Source organism: Flavobacterium sp. C4GT6, assembly GCF_036347315.1.
Classification (GTDB): Bacteria; Bacteroidota; Bacteroidia; order Flavobacteriales; family Flavobacteriaceae; genus Flavobacterium.
Genome location: NZ_JAZGZU010000004.1, coordinates 98,395 through 119,558, shown reverse-complemented (window position 1 = coordinate 119,558; position 21,164 = coordinate 98,395). Strand labels below are relative to the sequence as shown.

Here is a 21,164-nt window from a genome sequence, read left to right as displayed (position 1 = left end):
TCTATTTTATTTTTAAATTATTTAGAGTTTCACTTATTGAAGTATGCGGAAGTTCGCAGGCTTTATTTTTGCAAATATAAAAGAGCTGTTTGTCTTTCACAAAGCGGTTTTTAAGTATTGGTATGTTACTTTCACTGTTGTTTCCCGCTATCAGTACATGTGGCAGGTATTTACTATTTATTGCTTTGATTGACGTTGTTGCCTCTGTACCACATACCGCCAGTTCCTTATTATCTGCCGAAAGGTTCAGCCACAGGTTCAGCCAGTTGGAAAATGCAGATGGGTAATCCATATTCGGGATTATGTTGTGCAGCATTTGCAGAGCTGTTTTTTCGTAGTAGCTATTATCAAAAATCACACTTAGTTTATACAGCACATTTGCCATAACCGAATTTGATGCCGGGATAACATTGTCCTCGGTTTCATAATGTGGAGTTATAAGCTGTTCTGCTTTTTGTGAATTGTAAGTGAAGAACATTTTTTGTTCGTCATAAAAATTTTCCAGCGTATAGTCGGTTAGTTGTTTGGCATAAAGCAGCCACTTCTCATCAAGTGTTGCCTGATATAAACTTATAAAAGCATCTGCCGTATGAGCATAATCTTCTAAAAAGGCTTCAATTTTTGCTTTGCCGTCTTTGTAGGTACGCCATAAAAATCCGTCATTATCCCAAAGGTATTCGGTTATAAATAACGCGTTTTTGTGTGCAGCGTTAAGATATTGTTCTTCTCCCAAGGCTTTATAAGCATCGGCATATCCTTTAAGCATAATGGCATTCCAGGAGGTAAGTATTTTATCGTCAAGTCCGGGTTTGGTTCTCTTTTGCCTTTCATGGTATAATATGCCTTCCCATTCTTTCTTTTTACGGCTTAATTCTTCCGGAGTATAACCCAGTTGCTCTGCCAGTTTTTCAAGAGGTTCACTTTGTATAAGTACATATTTTCCGTTTTCCCAGTGCCCGAAATCATTTATATTAAAAACCTTTGCAAAGGCATCAAAGTCATCCTTTAGTAATTGCTGTAATTGCTGTTGTTCCCATACATAAAAAACACCCTCTTCACTATCTCCGTCTTTATCAGGACTGTCGGCATCCAGCGCACTGTAAAAGGCACCGTTTGTTGTGGTAAGTTCGTCGCTAATAAAACGATGGGTTTTTTCTATAACCTCTTTGTATAATGGATTTTTGGTACGCTTGTAGGCTTCGGCATACAGGCTCATCAATTGCCCGTTGTCATAAAGCATTTTTTCGAAATGGGGTACATGCCACTTCATGTCTACCGAGTATCTTGAAAATCCACCAGCTACAGCATCAAACAACCCACCATATGCCATGCGGGTAAGAGTAAGATCGGTAAAATTAAGCAGGTCTTCTGAATGTGCCTGATACCCGTAACGTTGCAGGAACAGGTAATTATTAGGCATCATAAATTTAGGAGCACGTGCATAACCGCCAAAATCCCAGTCAAAACTTTTAGACCATTTTTCAACTAGTGGTCTTATTGCGTTGGGTTCAGGGATGTGTTCCTCTTCATTTGTATTAATAAGGCTCATTGCCTGCAAGCCTTCAATAAGCTTTCCGGCATATTCGGTTACCCTGTTAGGATCTGTTGCATAAAGTTGGTGCAGTTGCTCCAGTGAAGTAATCCAGTTTTCTTTTTTGAAATAGGTGCCTCCCCAAACCGGTCTTCCGTCAGGTAGTAAAACTACATTCATGGGCCAGCCTCCCTGCCCGGTCATTACCTGTACGGCTTTCATATAGACGGCATCAACATCGGGTCTTTCTTCACGATCCACTTTTATTGATACAAAATGGCTGTTCATTACTTTGGCCACTTCGCTGTCCTCAAAACTTTCATGTTCCATTACATGGCACCAGTGACAGGCCGAATATCCTACGCTTAGTATGATGAGCTTATTTTCCTCTCGGGCTTTGGCCAGCGCATGGTCGTTCCATGCTTTCCAATGTATAGGGTTATTGGCGTGTTGTAGTAAATACGGACTTGTTTCAAAGTGAAGTTCGTTCATAGGCTGGTTGTAAAAGCTGTAAAATTAGGAATTTTTAAACGAGAGGCAATGTGTTTTAAGAAAACTGAAACACTTGTTGAGAGGTAAAATTAAGTGTTTATAGCTGTTACTTTTACCGTTTTTCAGATAAAAGATTTAGGTGCTTACAGTAAAATGGCAAATTTTTACAAAAAGTTTTATCTATCATATTGCACATCATTTGTTTGCGCAGTTAGGGATTCTTAATTATCCGTATATTGCATTTATTATTAAAAGTATGCTGATAATGCACATAGAAATCTAAAAAAACATTATGAAAAAAATTGTGGCATCCTTATTACTGCTTAGTGCAGTGACTGCCTGTAAAAATGAAAACAAAGAAACAGTTGAAGAACCTGCTGGAACAACAGAGCAGGCTGAACCTGTAAAAGACACTATCCCTTATGCTGATTTTGGTATGGATACTGCTGATTTGCCAGAAGGGCTTAAAGTAGGGGATATGGCTCCGGAAATTGCTATGACTACAGCCGACAATAAAACGGTTACACTACAAAGCCTGTATGAAAAACAACCTGTTGTGGTATTGTTTTACCGCGCTTACTGGTGTCCGGTATGTAGCAGGCACTTAACTGAGTTTGCCGAAAGAGCTAAGGAGATTGAAGATAAAGGAGCCAAACTGGTTATTGTTACACCTGAAACCTATGAGAATGTAACCAAAACTAAGGAGCAGACTAAAACCGATTTCACAACCATATCTGACACTGATGGAAGTATAATGCGTGCTTTTGATGTTGACTTTAAGGTAACCGATAGTTATCAGGATATGATTAAGGAAAAGCTAAGCGCATCGGTAGCAGAAACCAATGCTACAGGCGAAGCTGTGTTACCGGTTCCGGCAACATTTGTTATTGATAAAGGCGGTAAAATAGTGTATAGGCACTTTAATCCTAACTATAGGGAAAGAGCAAGTGTTGATGAAATTATTAATCATCTTCCTTAAGCAATCAAACTATTTTATATATAGTAAAAAAACCTCGCCGGCACTGCCTTTGAGGGTTTTTTCAATTAAACACAACGAAACGATTTTTATAACTTGCTAAGTACTCTCTCGGGATAATCGGTAATAATACCGTTTACTTTAAGCTGTATCATGCGGTTTATGTCTTCATCGTTATTCACGGTCCACGGAATAACACGCATGTTTTTTTGTCTTAAAGAGTCTATAAAAGCCTCATTTACCAGCTTATAGTTAGGGCTGTAAATAGATGGTGTGAAATCCATTTGCGATAGGTTACTGTCTATGCCCGGTTTTGCGGTAAGGTAAGCTAGGGTTACCTGAGGATATTTTTTATGCATTTCATTAAGGATAGCAGGGTCAAATGACTGGATGTTCATTTTATCTATTATTCCTTTTTCGGTAAGTACCTTCATTACCATATCTACAAAAACCGATGGTTGAGGCTGGCTTATGCCATACTCTTTTTCCTCTGATTTGATTTCGATATTGTAATGTACCGGTTTATTATTATTTGCCTTTACATAATTTTCCACACTGTCTATCACTTCTTCAAGTAATGGCTTGTAGGTATGCATTTTTTGCTGCTGCGTAAAGTTTTTATTTCCTTTAGAACCCGTGTCAAACTTCCTTATACTGTCGTAGGTCATTTCATGCAGGTTATAGTTGCGTTCGGTTTCCTTAGCAATAGAATCTCCTGCCGGAGTAGTAACGTATAATGATGACATAAACGGTTCGTGTGAAACTACTACTTTACCATCTTTAGAGATTACCACATCAAGCTCAACCACATCGGCACCTTTTTTAACGGCACTTAAAAAAGCAGGTATGGTATTTTCGGGAAAATTACCCCTGTCACCCCTGTGTCCCTGTACTTCTACAGTAGTTTTTGGCTGTTTGGCAGTTTCCTGTACTTTTTTACTTTCGTTTTTACAGGAAATCATTGTCACTGCCATTACGAAAACTAAATAGGCTTTATTGTATTTCATAATTATTTAGGCATTTCTATTCGGTAGCTTTTTTCAGCTGTGTGTACCTTACCAAACATATCTGTAGCTTTGATTTCAATTTTATGTTCACCGGTTTCAAGGTTAGCCGGAAGGCTGCCTCTCCATACGTGTGTACTGATAACCGGATCTGACGAGCGTCTTCCTGCCATAAGCTCTTCGGCAAGGTCCCATTCGTAAACCAGTTCCACATACGACGGATCCTGCGCTTCAATATGGTGCATTTGCTCCCACTTACCATTGTCTACACGATATTCAATTTTGTCATTTTTACCACCCATAAAGAAGTTTACAAAAACACCTGCTTTTGTTCTTTTTCCTTTAGCAACCACCTTAGGGGCAAATATCTCCATTTGATGTTCTTTGGCTTTTCCGGCAGCTTTATAATCAATAGTATATTGATTTCCGTTAAAACGAATAAAGGCATAACCTTTTGGAGTACCGTCCCTCATTACAGAGATAGGAATTCCTTTTTCATCCAGTTTACCTGAATACCAGTCGCCCGAAGTTGTACCGATATTATAATGGTGATGCGGTTTGTCCTGTAACCATCCGTCTTCTTTAGAGAAGAAGTCCTGACGCTGTAAATGTGTATGAGCTGAAAGGGAAAGGGTATAAGGATAATCTTTTAACGCACGGAACATCCTGTTACGGTCTTCATCACGAAAAGAATCGTCATTTTCATCCGGTTCGCTAATTGGGATATGGAATGCCAGTACGATAAGATGGTCTTTAGGTACAAATTTCAGGTCGTTTTCAAGAAACTCAAGTTGGTCTTCCCTAAAACCACCCCAATAGCCTTTTGCATCCCTTGGGTCCGGGTACATAACATCGTCCAGCACTATAAAGTGAACCTTACCATAGTTGAATGCATAGTTGGCAGGGCCAAAGTGAGCCTCATAGGTCTCGTCGGCAAGGTTGTCACTTTCAGTATCAAAATTCAAATCGTGGTTACCCAGTACGTTATACCATGGCAATCCTACTTTTTTTGTAGCCTGTATGTACGGATTAAAAAGGCTAAGGTCATTACCTACAAGGTCACCCATACTAAGCCCGAAAACAACACCTTTTGTGTCCTGGACATCGGCAACAATACCTCTTGCATAAAAGTCAATCTCTTCAAGATTGTATGGTTGCGGATCACCAAAAACAAGCGCGGTGAAATCTTCGGTTTCCTTAGCGGTTGTTAGAGCAAAGTCTACCGACTTAGGTAGTTTCCCTGTTGGAGCAACACCATCGAATTTTGCTTTAGGAGAACCCTGTGGTTTGTGGATGTAAAAAAACTGAGGCAGGTTGTCACTGTTTACAGGAACATTATATCCGGCCGGTTTGATTACCGATATTATGGCATCATCGCTAAGGCTAAGTTCATAATTACCGTTTTTGTCGGTAAGTACAACATCACGTCCGTTAGTAACGGCAACATTGGCAACGCCTTTTTCTTTTCTTTCTTTTTTACCGTTTAGGTTAGCATCGTTATATACTGTCCCTTTAACGGTTTGGGCAGAAAGGTATGCTGCGAAAAGCAGCATACCTGTTGTAATAATGTGTTTCTTCATTTTTAGTTGAATCTATTAATTATCCCACCAAACTTTGGTGTTGATATCATCTTCACCTATCATTTGTACAGCGTCCTGATAGTTTGAAAGGTTATAAATCTGCTGATCTGATGGATAAGGAAATCTTGATGGCATTATACCGTTGTTAAGCATTGCCGGAGTTGTAGGGAGTTCAGGTAAACCTGTTCTTCTAAACTCAAACCATTGCTGATAGTCTACAAAGTACAGTGCGTAGTATTTTTGAAGCATTATCTGTTCCAGTGTGCCGTCATACTGTGCTGCTGTGTTATCAAAGTAATCTTCGGACATAGTGGCTTTAACCTGCTCTATAGCTGCTTTAACACCTTTGTTGTAATGCTCTTCAGCATCACCTGTAAATCCTCTTTGTGCTACCTCAGCCTTAATGAATTCTACTTCAGAATAAGGAAGTATAAAAATTTGCATAGGGTTTGTAACCTGTAATATCTGTAAGGTTGAGGCATTGTATTCAAACTGAGAATCCGGTCCGTCATATCCGCTGGGAATACCGATGTAGCCAATGTTGTTATTGTCAAGATCAGTACCTGTAGTTGCAATAAGCGGTCTCCTTGGGTCATTCCAGTCGTTAAGATTGTCAATAAAGAACGATGCCATTTTTACATTAAGCCTGAAATCCTGTGGTCTTCCCCATGGCGATACATTTGCACCCACACCTGTTACCTGTAGTATAGCCGACTCGGCATTGCTTTCAAATACAGGATATTCTTCAGGGTTGTTTATCATTGTTGTCAGCTTTTGGAAGGCATTCGTCTCAGTACGGTTTGAAACCCTTAATAAAAGTCTCATGTGTAGTGAGTTGGTGAATTTTTTCCATTTCTCAACATCATTGTTAAAAAGGATGTCACTTGCATATATCATACCTGCATCGGTATCATATAGTTGGTTAGCTGTTTCCAGGTCGTTAAGTATGGTTTCATAAATAAGTTCCTGACTGTCGTATGCAGGGTAAAGTATACCGTCTTCAGCTCTTACGGCCTCAGTCATCGGTACAGGCCCAAACTGGTCTGTTAGGTTTGAGTATACCCATGCGTTAAGCGTTAAAGCGGCTGCAAGGTAGTTGTTATCTCCCGAAGCTTCGGCAGCCATACGCATTTCGCGTATGTTTGCCAGCCACTTGTAGGATGTATTCCATGACGAGTTACCTATATTAGGACTAACGTCATAACGATGTAAGCCTCCCGATACACTTGGGAAAGGCAGGGTAACCTGCATAAGATCAAAATTAGTACTGGCACTGCGTGATGCATTGTGACTGGCCATACCATAAATGATAGGGTTAATAAGTGTACCCGGACTAATTTGTGCTATACGGTTTGGATCTTCGTTTATTTCTTCAAAATCACCTGTACAGGCTGTGTTAAGCATAAACAGCGATAAACAGGCGGCTATATAAGTTATCTTTTTCATTTTCAAATCAGATTAAAAATTCACTTTTAAGTTAAAACCATAAGTTGCAGGCGAAGGCATTTGCCCCATTTCTATACCCTGTAGCATTACGTTACCGTTAAGTGCTGCAGTTTCCGGATCGTATATAGGGAAGTCTGAAACTACTGCCAGGTCTCTACCGAATACTGAAAGCTGAACTGAGTTAAGTCCTGTATTTTTTAACCACGTTTTTGGGAAGTTATATCCAAGGCTCACCTCACGAAGTTTTAGGTATGAAGCGTCAAATGAGTTTGACTCAATATTAGCCCTGCGGTAGTATCTCTTATACCAGTCGGCAGGTTTAACCTGCGTAGTGTTTGGAGAATAAGTACCGTCGCCATTTTGAACAACACCGTCACCTACAATAAAGCCTTCTTCTCTACCGTAATAAGTTGAGGTAAGTTTACCCTGCTCCATAGACTTGTGGTGCGTTTGCGAATAAATGATACCGCCATACTGTCCGTCAACTGTTACACTGGCAGTGAAATCGCCAACGGTGAATACGTTTGTTAAACCAGCTTTCCATTTAGGACTGGCATCGCCTATGTATTGTATCTCATCCGGGTAAGCCGGTAAACCTGCATTGTCGTAAACAATCTGTCCGTCGTCAGAACGTACAAAACCATAACCGTAAATTGCAGTTGTTGTACCACCTACACGTGCAATTACCGATGCAGTACCTCCTTCACCAATTACCTGCTGATCCTGGATGCCTTCGGCTAACGAAAGTACTTTGTTCCAGTTGCGTGACCAGTTAAGGTTAGCAGACCATTTAAATTTCTGGTTGTCAAATATTTTACCGCCTAATAATATTTCTATACCGCGGTTTCTTACTTTACCAGCATTAAGTACGGCTCTGCTGTAACCTGTACTGTAATCCATAGGCACTTCTATAATTTGGTTCTTGGTGTTACTTTCATAAATAGTAGCATCAAGATTAATACGTTTTTTAAGCATGTATAACTCAATACCTGTTTCAAAGCTGGTAGTAATTTCAGGCTTAAAGTGGTCGTTAAATAATAATACCGGAGCTACAGCCGAGCTTGCAAAATCACTCTGGTCATAGTATTTCTGTGTTTTGTAAGGTCCGGTATCGTTACCTACCTGTGCAAAAGAGAAACGGTATTTTAAGTAATCGATAGCCTTTGGCATGTTGAACATCTCTGAAAGAACAAAACTCGAGTTTGCCGAAGGGTAGAAGAATGAGTTGTTAGCAGCCGGGAGGGTACTAGACCAGTCGTTACGTCCGGTAAGGTCAATAAATATCTGATCCTTATAAGAGAACGACATTAAGCCGTAAAGTGAGTTTACCTTTTCAAAAGCATCTCTTGCCCTGATAAGCGGAGCATTAACACCATTTGTTAATTTGTAAACATTCGGTACTACAAGTCCTTCAACCTCTGCTTCAGTGTTTCTGTATTTGTAGTTTTTAAGGTTACCACCTACAGATCCCGAGAATGCAATAGTGTTACTTATATTGTTTTTGTATGATAGTAAGAAATCAGTATTAACTTCCTGCTTAAATACATTTTGTGTTTTAAAGAAACCTTTTGCATAACGGTTAATGCTGTAAGGTCTTCTTTGCTCCCTGTGCTGACTGTAAGTGTTAATAGCCGATCTAAGCATTAAGTCAAGGTTTGAAGCCAGATTAATGTTAGCAAAAATGTTACCTACTATCTGGTCATTGTCCAGTGAGTTAGTAGCTTCATAAGCTATAAGGTACGGGTTGTCTATATACGAACTGAAAGGGTGTACCTGCTGGATATTTTCCTGTCCCTGTTTCCATATGCTACGGTACCAGTCAAGGTCTACGTTAGGGTTTTGGAATATCATAAAGTAAGCAATAGATCCGTTGTTGTAACCTGTAGAAGGAAGGTTGTCACTGGTTCTGTTATTAAAGTTAACCGATGTTCCCAGTTTAATTCTTTCTGAAACCTGATAGTTAGCGTTCACGGCAGCAGATATTCTTTCGAAACCTGTGTTAGGCATTATCCACTCATTTTTTTGGTGGCCTAAAGAAAAACGCATAGAACCTTTCTCGTCACCTCCCTGAATAGAAAGGTTGTTGTTGTAAGTTACACCTGTTCTCCAAAAATCCTTACGGTTATCTTTGTATGGCTGCCATAATTGTCTTTCTGCCGACTGACCTTCAAGAGTTGGGTCGTACTGGTAAAATGACTGACCGTTAAATTCAGGTCCCCATGCACTACTTGTACCACCTGTACTACCTCCGTCTTCAGAACTCCCGTAAGAATAGTATGGGTTTCCGTCTGCGCCAAAAGAGTTTCCTGTACCCTGACCGTATTTATACTGCCAGTCCGGCCATCTTTGTATTACATCAAACGTAGCTCCCGTTGTATAAGTAATACCTAAACCTTTGTTCTTTTTACCCGATTTTGTTGTAATGATTAATGCACCGTTTGCAGCACGGCTACCATAAAGAGCTGTTGCACCTGCACCTTTAAGTACAGTAACGGTCTCTATATCGTCAAGGTTAAGTTCAGATATACCGTTACCATAATCAATAGGAGAGTCCTGCCCCATGTAAGCTGATGATGATCCAGATGTTGTCATCTCCTGATTCATCGGCACACCGTCTACTACTATAAGAGCATAGTTGTTTTCGGTAACAAGTGATCTGTTTCCTCTTAATACAATTTGTTGTGAGTTAAGTGGCCCTGATCCTGATGATACTATATTTAAACCGGCTACTTTACCTTTTAGGGCAGATGACCAGTTGTTTGGAGTTGTAGTTTCAAGCTGATCCGTTTTAATAGTTTGCTGTGCGAAACCTAAACGTTTTTCTTCCCTTTTAATACCAAGAGCTGTTACTACTACTTCATTAAGCTCGTTTGATTTTAGAGCAAGCGTAATAATAAGTTCTTTAGAAGGGTTTGCTTTTACCTCTACGGTTTCAAAACCTATGAATGACACTGCAAGGGTAGCACCTGTAGAAGTGGTAATGGTAAAGTTACCATCCATATCGGTCACTACACTGTTGTTGGTTCCTTTTTCAAGTACCGAGGCGCCCGGTAGTGAAAGTCCGTCTTCATCTATTACCTTACCGCGGATTATTTCCTGTTGATTTTTAGTAACAGTGATGGTGTTGTTTATTTTTTTGAACAGAAATCCTGTTTTAATGGTGATTTTGTTTAAAACATCTTCAACGCTTTCGTTAACTGCTTTAATGGTTAGGCGCTGGTTAGCTCCCGATATTTTTTCGTCAAAAACAAAAGTGAATTCTGTTTCTTTTTCAATAGCAGAAAAAACTTCTGTTATTGAGGCATTTTTTAGGTCTAGGTTAATTTGCTTACCTGTTGTCTGTCCTTTTACCGGAGCTGCAATTGTGGTTGCAGCCATGAGGATGGTGCAAAACAAATAAAATAATTTGTTTAATATTCGATTCAAAAAAAATTGTAGTTTAGTATCCATTACTATAGGCTATAAATTTGATTTTGTTTGTAGTCTTTGTTTTAAGTAAGTGGCCCGTTTCTGTTGCAGCAGACGCGGGTTTTTTTGTGTTGGTTAATGTTGAGTATTTCTTCTTATAATGATTTGGTTTTTAGTTAAATAATCAATTTTTACTTCTTTAAGGAAGGCGATACTTTCTAATATGTTTTCCAGCTTCTCGTTTTTATACTTACCGGTTATGGTAAGGTTCTCAAGGCGGCTGTCTTCAAATTTTATGGATACATCATACCAGTTTTCAAGTATTCTGGCAGTTTCGGCAAGAGTATTGTCTTTAAGTATTATTATGTTTTTAGTCCAGGCTATACCATCGCTGCTGTTCTCTTTAGAGAGCACAAATTCATTTTGAGTAGTATATTCTGCCTGCTCATTTTTAATAAGGAATACTTTTTTTCCTGTATCGTCAGTCACCTGTACTTTTCCGGTAAGCACACTTACTTTGGTATTAAGAGTGTCGTAAGCATTAATGTTGAATGAGGTTCCCAGTACTTTTATATCTACCTTATGGGTTTGAACTATAAAAGGCTGTTGCGGGTTGCGAAATACTTTAAAGTACGCTTCACCTTTCAGGGTTACTTCTCTGGTTTTGCCAAACTCTTCAGGATAACTTATACTACTGTTGGAGTTAAGTACAACTACACTACCATCATGCAGCATAACTTCTTTTTTCTCCCCTTTAGCGGCAAACTCGGTAACAGTAGGGATTTTTTTATTGATAAGCGTGTAGCAAAAAGCAAGTCCGGCTACTATAAACAGGGTAGCGGCAACCCTCATGGCTTTTTTCCATAGCGGAATAACCTTAACCGGTTTTATAGCTTTGTTTATAGTATTGTAAATGTTGTCTCTTTTTGAGTCAAGAATATACTCAGGGACATTATCAGTGGTTTTTTGCATGTTTTCAAAGTAGGCTTCAATGGCATTTTTTTCTTCTTCTGTGCAGTTGCCTGATGCATACTTTTGGGCTAAAACGATAAAATCTTCTTTTTTCAAAATACTTGCTTTTACCCTTAAGTCACATTTTTTGACCCGAACAAGTAGTAGGAAAATAACGTTTAATGTTTTCTTAAAAAACGAGGTTAAGCCGTAACATTAAAGAAACAATGAGACAACAACTATTGCTAGCTGATAATTGTCTAAGTTGTTGCGTAGGTGTTTAATAGCGTTGCTTATGTGCTTCTCTACAGTATGTACTGATAAATCCAGTTTTTTAGCAATTTCGCTATTAGTGTAGTTTTCAAAACGGCTTAAAAGGAAAACTTCACGACATTTTGGTGAAAGTTTTTCAATTTCGGTAAGGATGCCTTTTTCAAATTCCTGATATTCTATATCAACGGTTGTTTTTGACGGAGTAGGGATGTCCTGTAACGCATCAATATGTTCCTGAGTGAACTTTAGTCCTCTAATATGATTGGCTACCCTGTATTTTACCGAACGCATAAGGTAGGCTTCAAGATTTAATATGTTTGAGGAGGAAGTATTTTTCCAAAGACTGATAAAAATTTCCTGAACTATGTCCTGGCAAATTTCTTCGTCGCGATAAATTTTGTGGGCGTAGTTGTAGAGTTTTTTCCAGTAGCGATCAAAAATAACACCAAAAGCCGCCTCATTCCCTTGTTTTAAAAGGTTTTGTAATTCATTGTCTGGTAATGAAGTAAGCTTTTCTCTCATGGTAAAAACAGCATAGGCAAATGAATGACAATCCTGTAAAACCTACCAGAGATTTATTTTAAGTTTGTGTTACGTAATGTTTAAATTGATAACGTTTTTAAAAAGGGAAAGTAAGTAGCGAATGCTGACTTGCCGTATGTAAATCCCGCCATACCCGGTTAAGTTCAGATTCGGTTTTGGCAGCTTCCAGTCCGCAGTAAGGGTATAGGGTATCAGTGATCTTTAGGGCAGTATGAGCTAAAGTTCTGCTGTAATGCGATACCTGTTTCAGTATATCGTCAGGAATAGTATAATGTTTTATGTAGTTCTCCCACGATAAATCGACCGCATCATAAAAAAGTTTAGAATTCTCCTGTAGTTGTGATTGTTGTTCTCTGAATTCGTTTTCAAAATATGATTTCTGTTCGGGGGTAAAACGTTCCATGCCCGGTCTGTTATAAAACAAATCCTTAACCAAATCAATAAAATGTGATGCCATTCCTAAAAAGTTAACAGCAAGTGTAGCTTCAGCTAATTGCAGGAAAGGGTAGTTGAGGTAGGGAGCAGCTGTTTTAGGGCTTCCGTTTATGGTAAAGCTTCGGTTTGTAGGGACTTCAATGTTGTTTACGGTAAAACTATGGCTGCCCGATGCTACCATTCCCATGGAAGGCCAGTTAGGTACAACGGTTACTTCATCTTTTTTGAGGAGGAAGGAAATTACCTGTTCTTCATTATTATCATTAATAACTGCAAATCCATCATTGTTTTTAACCATGCAGTTCATGGTAAAGTGAGTGGCGTGCAGTGCTCCGCTGGCATATTTCCAGCTACCGTTAATACTATATCCGTTTGGGGTAATGGTTGCTGTTCCTGTTGCGGCACCGCTTCCTGCCAGGCAGGCTTTTGGGGTGCTGAATACTTCTTTTGCTAAATCAGGGTCTAAAAATGCTGCAAACCAGGCTGCTCCGCTACAAAGGGTAACGGTCCATCCGGTACTACCGTCGGCTTTTGCAATCTGTTCCTCCAGTCGTAGTATTTCGGGTAATGGTTTTTCCAGTCCGCCATATACTTTCGGTACATAAATGTTAAACCAGTTTTGGGAATGGATGAGGTTAAGGATTTCATGATGCAGTTTACCATTTTGTTCCGATTGTGCTGCATGTTCTTTTATGGTTTGTGCCCATAAATCGTTAAACTCAAAATTATCCATAATTGTTTTTTACCTCGATACTTTGCAAAAGTAAAGTATAGCCTAGTTACAGAAAATATAAACGTACAGAAATATTAAAAAGAAATATCCAGCTGAAGCCTAAAGCGCCATCCGCCTTTATAAGGAAGACTTTTATCCTGATAACTGAAATACGATCCTTCGCCTGTTAGTTTGCACGCGTGCCCGTGGAAAAACCAGTTACACGCTATGGAGGTTTCTGTTTCCAGGTTTTGTGCCATATCGATGTTTGGTTTATATTGGGCATATCGGGCGGCAATCTCCATTTTTTTAGGGAACCAGTCCAGCAGGTAATGAAAAAAGTACCCGACCTGAAAGTAATATCCTCTCATTCGGGTTTTCTCGTTGCCGTTAAGTTTGTCAAAAATGTTTTTATGATGCCATTCGGCCTGTGCAGAAAATCCGCGGTATACAAAAGCTGTTTCTAAATTGTTTTGGTTTACCCTGTATTGTCCGTCAAGGCCATCTTCAAATCCGGTTATGTAACCACCGCCTGCCTGTGAGAAACGCGTGTAGGGGCTACGGTTTGTGGCAGCCGAAAAAGCAATTATAGCGGCAGGTTTTCCATGAAACTCTAAATCACTGCTTTCAAACCCTACCTCACGCCCTAAAAAGTTCCATTGCAATCGCCCGAAGTACATAAGGTTATTATCGTCGTTAGCAGTATTGCCGCGCCCGTTTCCGGTAAGGGTGGCGACCCAGTAATTAAAGTCAATTATACCTTTGCCTTTCAGATGTCCGTAAACCTCAATGCCCTGTTGCCTGTCCAGTGTGAATTCGCGGTTTATAAGAGAGCGGTCTACCATTTGCTGTTCACCGCTGCTTATAAAGCGTTCGCGGGAAAACTCCACTTTCCACTGTCCGGCCTTGAAGTTTAAAAAATCCCATTTTTCCAGCATTACCCTAAAGTCAAGCAGGTTGCTTTGTGACAGTTCGTATTCAAAATAATATTTAAGCCATGATTCATAGGCGTGTCCGCCTACTTTAAGGCGTGCCCTGTTTATTTTGAAAACTGTTTTATTATCGGTTTGAAAATCATCATAGGTTAACGGGTTCTGGTCACCGGGTGTAGCACCTCTAAATTGTAATCTTGTCCTTATCTGCATCTCAAAACGATTGTCTGCTGTGGTAAGTTCGAAACCTTTGTGCCCGTAACGGACTTTAACTACAGAAGAATCTCTTTCGGTTTGTGAAAATACCGATAAGGGGAGGAGCAAAAGCAGGTAAGGTAATGTTTTGTTCATTATGTTGGTTTTCAGTTGGATATAACTAATTTATAAAAAAAGCCTCTGATTTTCAGAGGCTTTTTTGTTTTGATGTGATAATGGTGATTTATCTGTTATACGGATACTCATTTATCCAATGAAACCCTCTGTTCATAAGCAGGTAGTCATTCTCATCAGTACGCAATGTGTTTAATTTTATAGTATCGTTTTTATAAACGCCTTCAAAGGCATAATGAATACTATCGGTTTTTCTATACTTAAGTTTTACAACCTCGGTAGAATCTTTATAACTAAAAAATGAAATGCCTTTATTTACAGTGTCTGTTTCTGAGCGGTAATATACCAAATTGTGGTAGCCTGATGTTTTCATTTTAAAAACATTAGCCGAATTTCCTTTGTCTACCACAAAGTAACGCCATCTTATGGTATCAGTAAGTACGGGCGGTATGGTATCGTTATTTATAATGAAGTCTTCCACTTCATAAATTCCATACATAGGTGGTTTAGGGACAGCATCGCCATATTGCGCCTGAGATTCGAGTCCGTTATAAACCATAAGTGATACTGCTGCTATAATAGCTATCCCTTTTAATGCCTGTGTAGTAAGATTTGCCCATCTTGGTTTAAAAGGGTTTCGGTTAAGTTGTGCACTAACAGGTTTATTCAGGATAAATACATTTACAAGTCTTTTATAATCGAGCCCTATAAGGAAAGCGGAAAGGACTAGTAATTCGAAAGAGAATAATTTTACAGGTATATCATAAGACATGTTCATTAAAAACACGTTTAGCATTACGCCAAAACATACAACAGCTCCCAGTGTTCGTGTTTTACGGTACATTAAAAGCAGTCCGCCTGCTACTTCACATAAACCTGAAAATATAGTGTAGGTGTCAGAATATCCCATAAATGTCCATGCCAGTCCCATAGGTGATTTATTGCCCAAGGGGAAAAGCAGCTCAGAAAGCGAAGGATATCCAAACTGGGTTTTAATAACTTTAGAGAATCCGTATATAAGCATAAAGCCGCCTAAATAATAACGGATGTAGGTTTCCTGCAGGTAGAGTATAAGCTTGTATTCTTTGCTCTTTCTGTCAATAAGAGTCCAAATCAATGCTACTATTAGTGCAAGAGTAAGTGTAAATGCTAGTTTGGAATAATCGTAAAGGGTGTCTCCGCTGCCACTTGGATGTCTAACAATCTCAATGTCTAGTAACGGACTGATTAATTCGTTAGTGATGTTAAACAGGGTGTTTCCTATTATGGGTAGTATTGAAAAGGAACAATAAGCAAAGAAAAACCTGAAAATAAATTTAGAAACCCAATTCCAGGGTGTTGGGGTCAAGGTGTTTGAATTATTCATTACTGTTGGTTTGATTGTTTAATGAATAACGCTAAGGGTTTAAAAATGTTGTAGGCTTTTTCTTTGGTTTTAACCTTAAAAAAATGAAGTATTTATTATTGTGTTTTTTCTTAACTCTTAATGTAGTGGTCTATTACTGTTGTTTTGTGCAGTTTTTTGAATAATATGGTGTAAATGAATTTATTATGCTTACCTTTACCCATATTGGTTTTCTGCCTGAGCTTTTTCTGATCTGCAATTTGTTTACACTTTCTCTTCAGCCCGGCGTTTCAGTTGCCACTTTTCTAATCTAAACAAATTTTTATCATGAACATTTATGTAGGGAATCTGAGTCAGGAGACTTCGGAAACCAAATTACGTGACCTATTCGCAACGTATGGCGAGGTCGAAACAGCGAAAATTATAACAGACAGTCTTAGCGGTTTTTCCAAAGGATTTGGTTTTGTTGAAATGAGTAGTAAAAAAGAAGGAGAGAAAGCTATTGATGAGCTTAATTCGACCGTTTTTGAATCAAGTACTATAGTTGTTAACGAAGCACGTAAAAAGCCTACCCATTCGGGAGGAGGGAACTTTAAGTTCAATAAAAGGAGTTACTAGAGCTAACCTTATTTAAAAAGCTAAGGGTAGCACATTTTATGTATTATCCTTAGCTTTTTGTTTTAACGTGTGCTTAATGTAACTACTATTGGCTTTTATAGCCAAACACAAACAAGTAAATATAAATTAAAAACTAAATAACATTTATGCCAGACTCATTTACAAAAAAAGAGAATATCAAAAAGAAAATTAAAAAGAAAAAAGACAAAGAGTTAAAAAGAGAGGATAGGAAAACAAACAACAATAAAGGTAAAAGCCTGGAAGATATGTTTGTTTATGTTGACAAGAACGGGCAGTTAACCTCTACACCACCGGTACAAAAGCAGCCTGAAACAAAAAATGAAAAGCGTAGTGATGCTTTTAATAAAAAGTACAAATAAACTAGTATAGGTTTTTATATAAAAAAAACAAAAGCCGATTTACTTTAGTGAATACAAATAAAAAAGCCCTTGAAATTTCAAGGGCTTTTTTTAAGTGGTACCTCCAGGAATCGAACCAGGGACACATGGATTTTCAGTCCATTGCTCTACCAACTGAGCTAAGGTACCGTTGTCATTGCGGGTGCAAATATAGAACCATTTTTATATTATCCAAAACAAAAATCAAAAAAAATCAATTTGTATCTTTGCTGTACTAACAAAAGGAAAATGCTTTTAGCTGTAGATATAGGTAATACAAAAATTAAAGCCGCTGTGTTTGAGGTGAATGCCTTGAAAGAGAAATTTATTTTTGAGAAAAACGAGGCCGAAAAAAAAATTAAAAAAATTTTTCATCAATATGAAAAAATTGAGGTTTCCATTCTTTCTTCGGTAGGAGAAAAGGAAAAAGAAGTAATCAGTCTACTTCAAAAATATACCCGTGTTGAGGTGGTGGACCAAACTTTTTTGTTTCCGTTTATAAATAAATATGCCACTCCGGCTACTCTAGGTATCGATAGGATGGTGCTTGCGGCAGGTGCCGTGTTGCAATATCCGGATAAAAACAGGCTGGTGCTCGATGCCGGAACCTGTATAACCTACGATTTTATAGACAGGAACAATCACTATCTGGGTGGTGCTATTGCCCCAGGTTTGCAAATGCGTTATGATGCCATGCATAATTTTACCGCTAAACTTCCGTTGTTATATCCTGAAGAGCCGATAAACTATATTGGAAACTCTACTGCGGGCTCAATGCATTCGGGAGCGGTTAATGGTTTTTTGCATGAAATTGAGGGGTTTATAAAAGACTATAGTAGGGACTATGAAGATTTAACGGTTATATTAACAGGAGGAGATGCTGAATTTTTGGCTAAAAGATTAAAAAACACCATATTTGCCAATTCAAATTTTCTACTGGAAAGTTTGAACAATTTGTATATATATAAAACCAACAATGATTAAAAAGATAATCGCAGGTATATTCCTTCTTTCTTCGGGGGTAATATTTTCACAAGAGAGTAATTCGTCACCATATTCATACTACGGCCTGGGTGACAGAAAATTTAAAGGTACTGTAGAGAATATAAGTATGGGAGGCGTAGGGATACTAAGAGATAGTATTCATGTCAACCTTCAAAACCCTTCGGGTTATGCAGCTTTAAAATTCACCACTTTTACAGTTGGGGCTAATACTTCGGCTACCACTTTAAAAACAGATGAGGCTAGTGAAAAAGCTAATAGAACTACGTTTAATTATATTGCAATAGGGATTCCTGTAAATAATAAATTTGGGGTAGGTTTTGGTTTAATGCCGCTTACTTCGGTTGGGTATAAGCTGGATAATTCATCTGTAGGCGGTGATGGTTTGGAAAGATACAGGAGGTTTAACGGTAAGGGCGGATTGAACCGTGTGTATGGAGCGGCTTCTTATGCTATTACTCCAAAACTTAGTGTAGGTGCAGAAATCCAGTACAACTTTGGTAACATTGAAACAAAATCTATAATAGCCGTTTCAGATGTACAATATCCTACAAGAGAAAGTAACGATGCTCACTATGGTGGAGCATCATTTAACTTAGGAGCTACCTATCAAACCCGCTTTGAGAGCGGTACTACATGGTATGCAGCTGCGACTTTTACGCCTTCTACTACTTTAAACAGTTCGGTAACACGTAATATAGCGGTAGTTTCTTATGTCAATAGTGGGGCAGAAACGATTATGGATGCGCTTGACGAATCGAGCTTTGATGAAAAAGTAAAATTACCTTCAGCATATAGTATTGGTACAGGATTTGGTGTAGAGAGAAAATGGTTTGTAGGTGCGCAATATACTGCTCAGGAAAGTAATGAACTTGGTAATAGGTTTGATAACGTATCTGATGCTTCATTCCAAAGCTCATACAGAATGTCGTTAGGAGGATATTTTATTCCTAAATACAATTCGTTTACCAGTTATTTGAGTAGGGTTACTTATAGGGCAGGTGTGAGATATGAAAATACAGGTCTTGTTTTGAATGGTGAAGATATAACCGATCTTGGTGTTAGCTTCGGTTTAGGTTTGCCGCTTGGAAGTGGTATTGGCGGGTCTAACCTTAACATAGGTTTTGAGTATGGTAAGCGAGGTACTACTAACGCCGGACTAATACAGGAAAATTATTTTAACCTGCATGTAGGTTTGTCGTTTAACGAAAAATGGTTTGTTAAGCGTAAGTTTAACTAATACTTAAAAATGTGTCATTTATGATAAAGAAAAATCTAACGGCTTTTTTATTTATCGCTTCGGTTTTTACAGCTGTAGCGCAGCAAACTTCAAAGTGTGAAGAGCAAATTGCTGCTTTTGAGCAAACTGTAAAGGCTGAAAAATATGATGATGCATTACAACAGTTTGAAGGGCTTGTGAAAAAATGTCCTAATGTTGATGAAAAGCTATATGCGCTGGCAGAAACTGCTTTGGTATATAAAATAGAATCGGCTCAAACGAAAGAATTGAGGCAACAGTATGCTGATAGTATTTTTGGGGTGTACGGGTTACATAATAAAAACTTCCCTAAAGCTAAAAACACTAACAATATCAATAAGGCTTTAATACAAAGCGATTACAGGTTGGCAGACGAGAAGGAAGTTTTTAAAGCTCTTGATGCTGCTTTTATTTTACAACCGCATGATTATACTGATTACAGGGCTATAGAGGCTTATTATAATATTTATCTTAAGCGTTTTGAAGCAGGGCAGGAAATTACGCTAACTGATTTTACCGAAAAATTCGGTGCTATTTCCACTCAGGTAATGTATGCTAAAAACAGAATTGCCGATAGGCAAAATCAGTTAAAGCTTAAAAAAGAAACCGAGCCGCTTACTCAGGAAGAAAAAGATTTTTTAGCTAGGGCAAATAAAGATATTGATGTGCTCACCGCTGTGGGTGAAAATGTAGACAGGCAATCGTCAAAGCATTTTAGTTGTAAAGGACTTGAGGAATATTATACGGCTAATTTTGAAAAGAACAAAGAGAATAGTGATTGGCTGGAGGCTCTCGTTAATGTAATGTTTTTAAACAGATGTTATGAGTCGGAAGTGTTGGCGAAAGGTGCTGTAGCTTTATATGAGTTAAAACCTTCTGCTCAATCGGCTTTTAATATGGGTACTATTGAGCTTAGAAAAAACAATATTGACGGTGCTGCCGAATACTTTGATAAGTCGGCGCAACTTGAAACGGATGCCGATCAAAAAGCTGAAGTATATTATAAAGTAGCCGGGATATTAAGAAATTCAGATAAGGCCAGAGCTAAAGAGTATATTTTGAAAACAGTTAAGGCTAATCCTAAAAAAGCCCGTGCTTATATTTTTCTTGCCGAGATGTATGCTTCTGTAACTAAAGAGTGCAATGTGACCGATTTTGAAAGGAAAGCGCTGCTTTGGCTTGCTATTGATACTGTAAAGAAAGCTGAAGAGGCCGATGTTAAATATAAAGGCACTGTTGCTTCCATGATTGAGAATTATGAGAAAAGGCTGCCTAATCGTGATGAAGTGAAAGAGGCCGGGAAAAGAAAAGGCGATGAAATTGTTTACGGTTGCTGGATTAACGAAACAGTTACTGTTCCAAAAGTGAAATAATGATGCTTTTAAAAAGTAAAGCTTTTATTTGTATAGGTCTTTTAGCAGTGATGTTTGCTTCCTGCGAAAGTAATCTGAAAGATGTTCAGATGATGAATGCTGTGGCTTTTTCACCGGCAGGTCAGTCTGAAGATGTAAATTTAAAATATACCGATTCGGGTGAGCTTAAGGCAATACTTGAGAGTCCGTTAATGCTTGATTTTTCTAATCTGGATTATGGTTTCAATGAGTTTCCTAAGGGAGTTCATGTAACTATGCTGGATGAAAACGGGAATAAAACCTTTATTGAGTCGGACTATGCTATTAGTTACAATAAGACTCAACTTATAGATTTACAGGGTAATGTGAAAATTACCTCGCATGACGGAAAAAGGCTGGAGACACAGCAACTTTACTACGATCAGAAAAATGAGTGGTTTTATACCGAGAAAAATTTTAAATTTACAGATGAGGACGGGCGTTATTATGAAGGTCCGGGTATAGACTTCAATAAGGATTTCAGCATTATTAATGCACAACAGAACTCCGGTGAAGGAAATGTAGATAATATTGAATAA

16 protein-coding genes, 1 tRNA gene and 1 pseudogene are annotated in these 21,164 nt (G+C 38.4%); 7 read left to right on the top strand and 11 right to left on the bottom strand.

Going from position 1 to position 21,164, the window contains the following annotated elements; translation table 11 throughout:
• Window position 1: 1 nt before the first annotated feature.
• A complete protein-coding gene (locus tag V3Z67_RS06775; protein ID WP_330442592.1) occupies window positions 2–2,023 on the bottom strand; it encodes a thioredoxin domain-containing protein in 2,022 nt (673 codons plus the stop codon).
• A 292-nt stretch (window positions 2,024–2,315) separates the two neighbouring features.
• On the opposite strand from V3Z67_RS06775, the gene V3Z67_RS06770 reads away from it, so the two are divergent.
• Window positions 2,316–3,002 (top strand): peroxiredoxin-like family protein, encoded by a 687-nt coding sequence (locus V3Z67_RS06770; RefSeq protein ID WP_330442591.1) that lies wholly within the window; start codon window positions 2,316–2,318, stop codon window positions 3,000–3,002.
• An 86-nt stretch (window positions 3,003–3,088) separates the two neighbouring features.
• Here V3Z67_RS06770 and V3Z67_RS06765 read toward each other — a convergent pair whose 3' ends face one another.
• The 9 genes from V3Z67_RS06765 to V3Z67_RS06725 all read right to left on the bottom strand — a co-directional run bounded on the left by V3Z67_RS06765 (window position 3,089) and on the right by V3Z67_RS06725 (window position 15,979).
• Window positions 3,089–4,006, bottom strand: a complete 918-nt coding sequence (locus V3Z67_RS06765; protein WP_330442590.1) for a glycerophosphodiester phosphodiesterase family protein — start codon at window positions 4,004–4,006, stop codon at window positions 3,089–3,091.
• Between the two features lie 2 nt (window positions 4,007–4,008).
• Window positions 4,009–5,583 (bottom strand): calcineurin-like phosphoesterase family protein, encoded by a 1,575-nt coding sequence (locus V3Z67_RS06760; protein ID WP_330442589.1) that lies wholly within the window; start codon window positions 5,581–5,583, stop codon window positions 4,009–4,011.
• Between the two features lie 15 nt (window positions 5,584–5,598).
• Window positions 5,599–7,029: a SusD/RagB family nutrient-binding outer membrane lipoprotein gene (locus V3Z67_RS06755; RefSeq protein WP_330442588.1), complete on the bottom strand. Its 1,431-nt coding sequence runs from the start codon at window positions 7,027–7,029 to the stop codon at window positions 5,599–5,601.
• Window positions 7,030–7,041: 12 nt separating this feature from the next.
• Complete coding sequence (locus V3Z67_RS06750) at window positions 7,042–10,479, bottom strand: SusC/RagA family TonB-linked outer membrane protein (protein ID WP_442902261.1); 3,438 nt, start codon at window positions 10,477–10,479, stop codon at window positions 7,042–7,044.
• Window positions 10,480–10,572: 93 nt separating this feature from the next.
• Window positions 10,573–11,505, bottom strand: a complete 933-nt coding sequence (locus V3Z67_RS06745) for a FecR family protein (RefSeq protein ID WP_330442586.1) — start codon at window positions 11,503–11,505, stop codon at window positions 10,573–10,575.
• A gap of 99 nt (window positions 11,506–11,604) precedes the next feature.
• On the bottom strand, window positions 11,605–12,183 hold the full coding sequence (locus V3Z67_RS06740) for an RNA polymerase sigma factor (protein WP_330442585.1): 579 nt from the start codon (window positions 12,181–12,183) through the stop codon (window positions 11,605–11,607).
• 97 nt (window positions 12,184–12,280) lie between these two features.
• A complete protein-coding gene (locus V3Z67_RS06735) occupies window positions 12,281–13,372 on the bottom strand; it encodes an acyl-CoA dehydrogenase family protein (RefSeq protein ID WP_330442584.1) in 1,092 nt (363 codons plus the stop codon).
• A gap of 74 nt (window positions 13,373–13,446) precedes the next feature.
• Entirely contained in the window at window positions 13,447–14,634 is a 1,188-nt protein-coding gene (locus V3Z67_RS06730; protein WP_330442583.1) for a porin, read from the bottom strand.
• 88 nt (window positions 14,635–14,722) lie between these two features.
• On the bottom strand, window positions 14,723–15,979 hold the full coding sequence (locus V3Z67_RS06725; protein ID WP_330442582.1) for a DoxX family protein: 1,257 nt from the start codon (window positions 15,977–15,979) through the stop codon (window positions 14,723–14,725).
• Between the two features lie 306 nt (window positions 15,980–16,285).
• On the opposite strand from V3Z67_RS06725, the gene V3Z67_RS06720 reads away from it, so the two are divergent.
• A complete protein-coding gene (locus V3Z67_RS06720) occupies window positions 16,286–16,576 on the top strand; it encodes an RNA recognition motif domain-containing protein (RefSeq protein ID WP_330442581.1) in 291 nt (96 codons plus the stop codon).
• A 146-nt stretch (window positions 16,577–16,722) separates the two neighbouring features.
• A pseudogene (locus V3Z67_RS06715) lies at window positions 16,723–16,905 on the top strand (cold shock domain-containing protein); the annotation flags it as partial.
• Window positions 16,906–17,051: 146 nt separating this feature from the next.
• Here V3Z67_RS06715 and V3Z67_RS06710 read toward each other — a convergent pair.
• Window positions 17,052–17,124, bottom strand: a tRNA-Phe gene (locus tag V3Z67_RS06710).
• 99 nt (window positions 17,125–17,223) lie between these two features.
• Between V3Z67_RS06710 and V3Z67_RS06705 the strand changes: the two genes are divergently transcribed.
• Genes V3Z67_RS06705 through lptC form a run of 4 tightly spaced genes read left to right on the top strand, consistent with a single transcriptional unit; the run spans window position 17,224 to window position 21,164 of the window.
• The gene (locus V3Z67_RS06705; protein ID WP_330442580.1) at window positions 17,224–17,958 is read left to right on the top strand and encodes a type III pantothenate kinase; all 735 of its coding nucleotides are present in this window, start codon (window positions 17,224–17,226) and stop codon (window positions 17,956–17,958) included.
• A complete protein-coding gene (locus V3Z67_RS06700) occupies window positions 17,951–19,216 on the top strand; it encodes a hypothetical protein (protein WP_330442579.1) in 1,266 nt (421 codons plus the stop codon). The genes V3Z67_RS06705 and V3Z67_RS06700 overlap by 8 nt, the downstream gene beginning before the upstream one ends.
• A 20-nt stretch (window positions 19,217–19,236) precedes the next feature.
• Complete coding sequence (locus V3Z67_RS06695; RefSeq protein WP_330442578.1) at window positions 19,237–20,607, top strand: tetratricopeptide repeat protein; 1,371 nt, start codon at window positions 19,237–19,239, stop codon at window positions 20,605–20,607.
• Entirely contained in the window at window positions 20,607–21,164 is a 558-nt protein-coding gene (gene lptC, locus V3Z67_RS06690; RefSeq protein ID WP_330442577.1) for an LPS export ABC transporter periplasmic protein LptC, read from the top strand. The genes V3Z67_RS06695 and lptC overlap by 1 nt, the downstream gene beginning before the upstream one ends.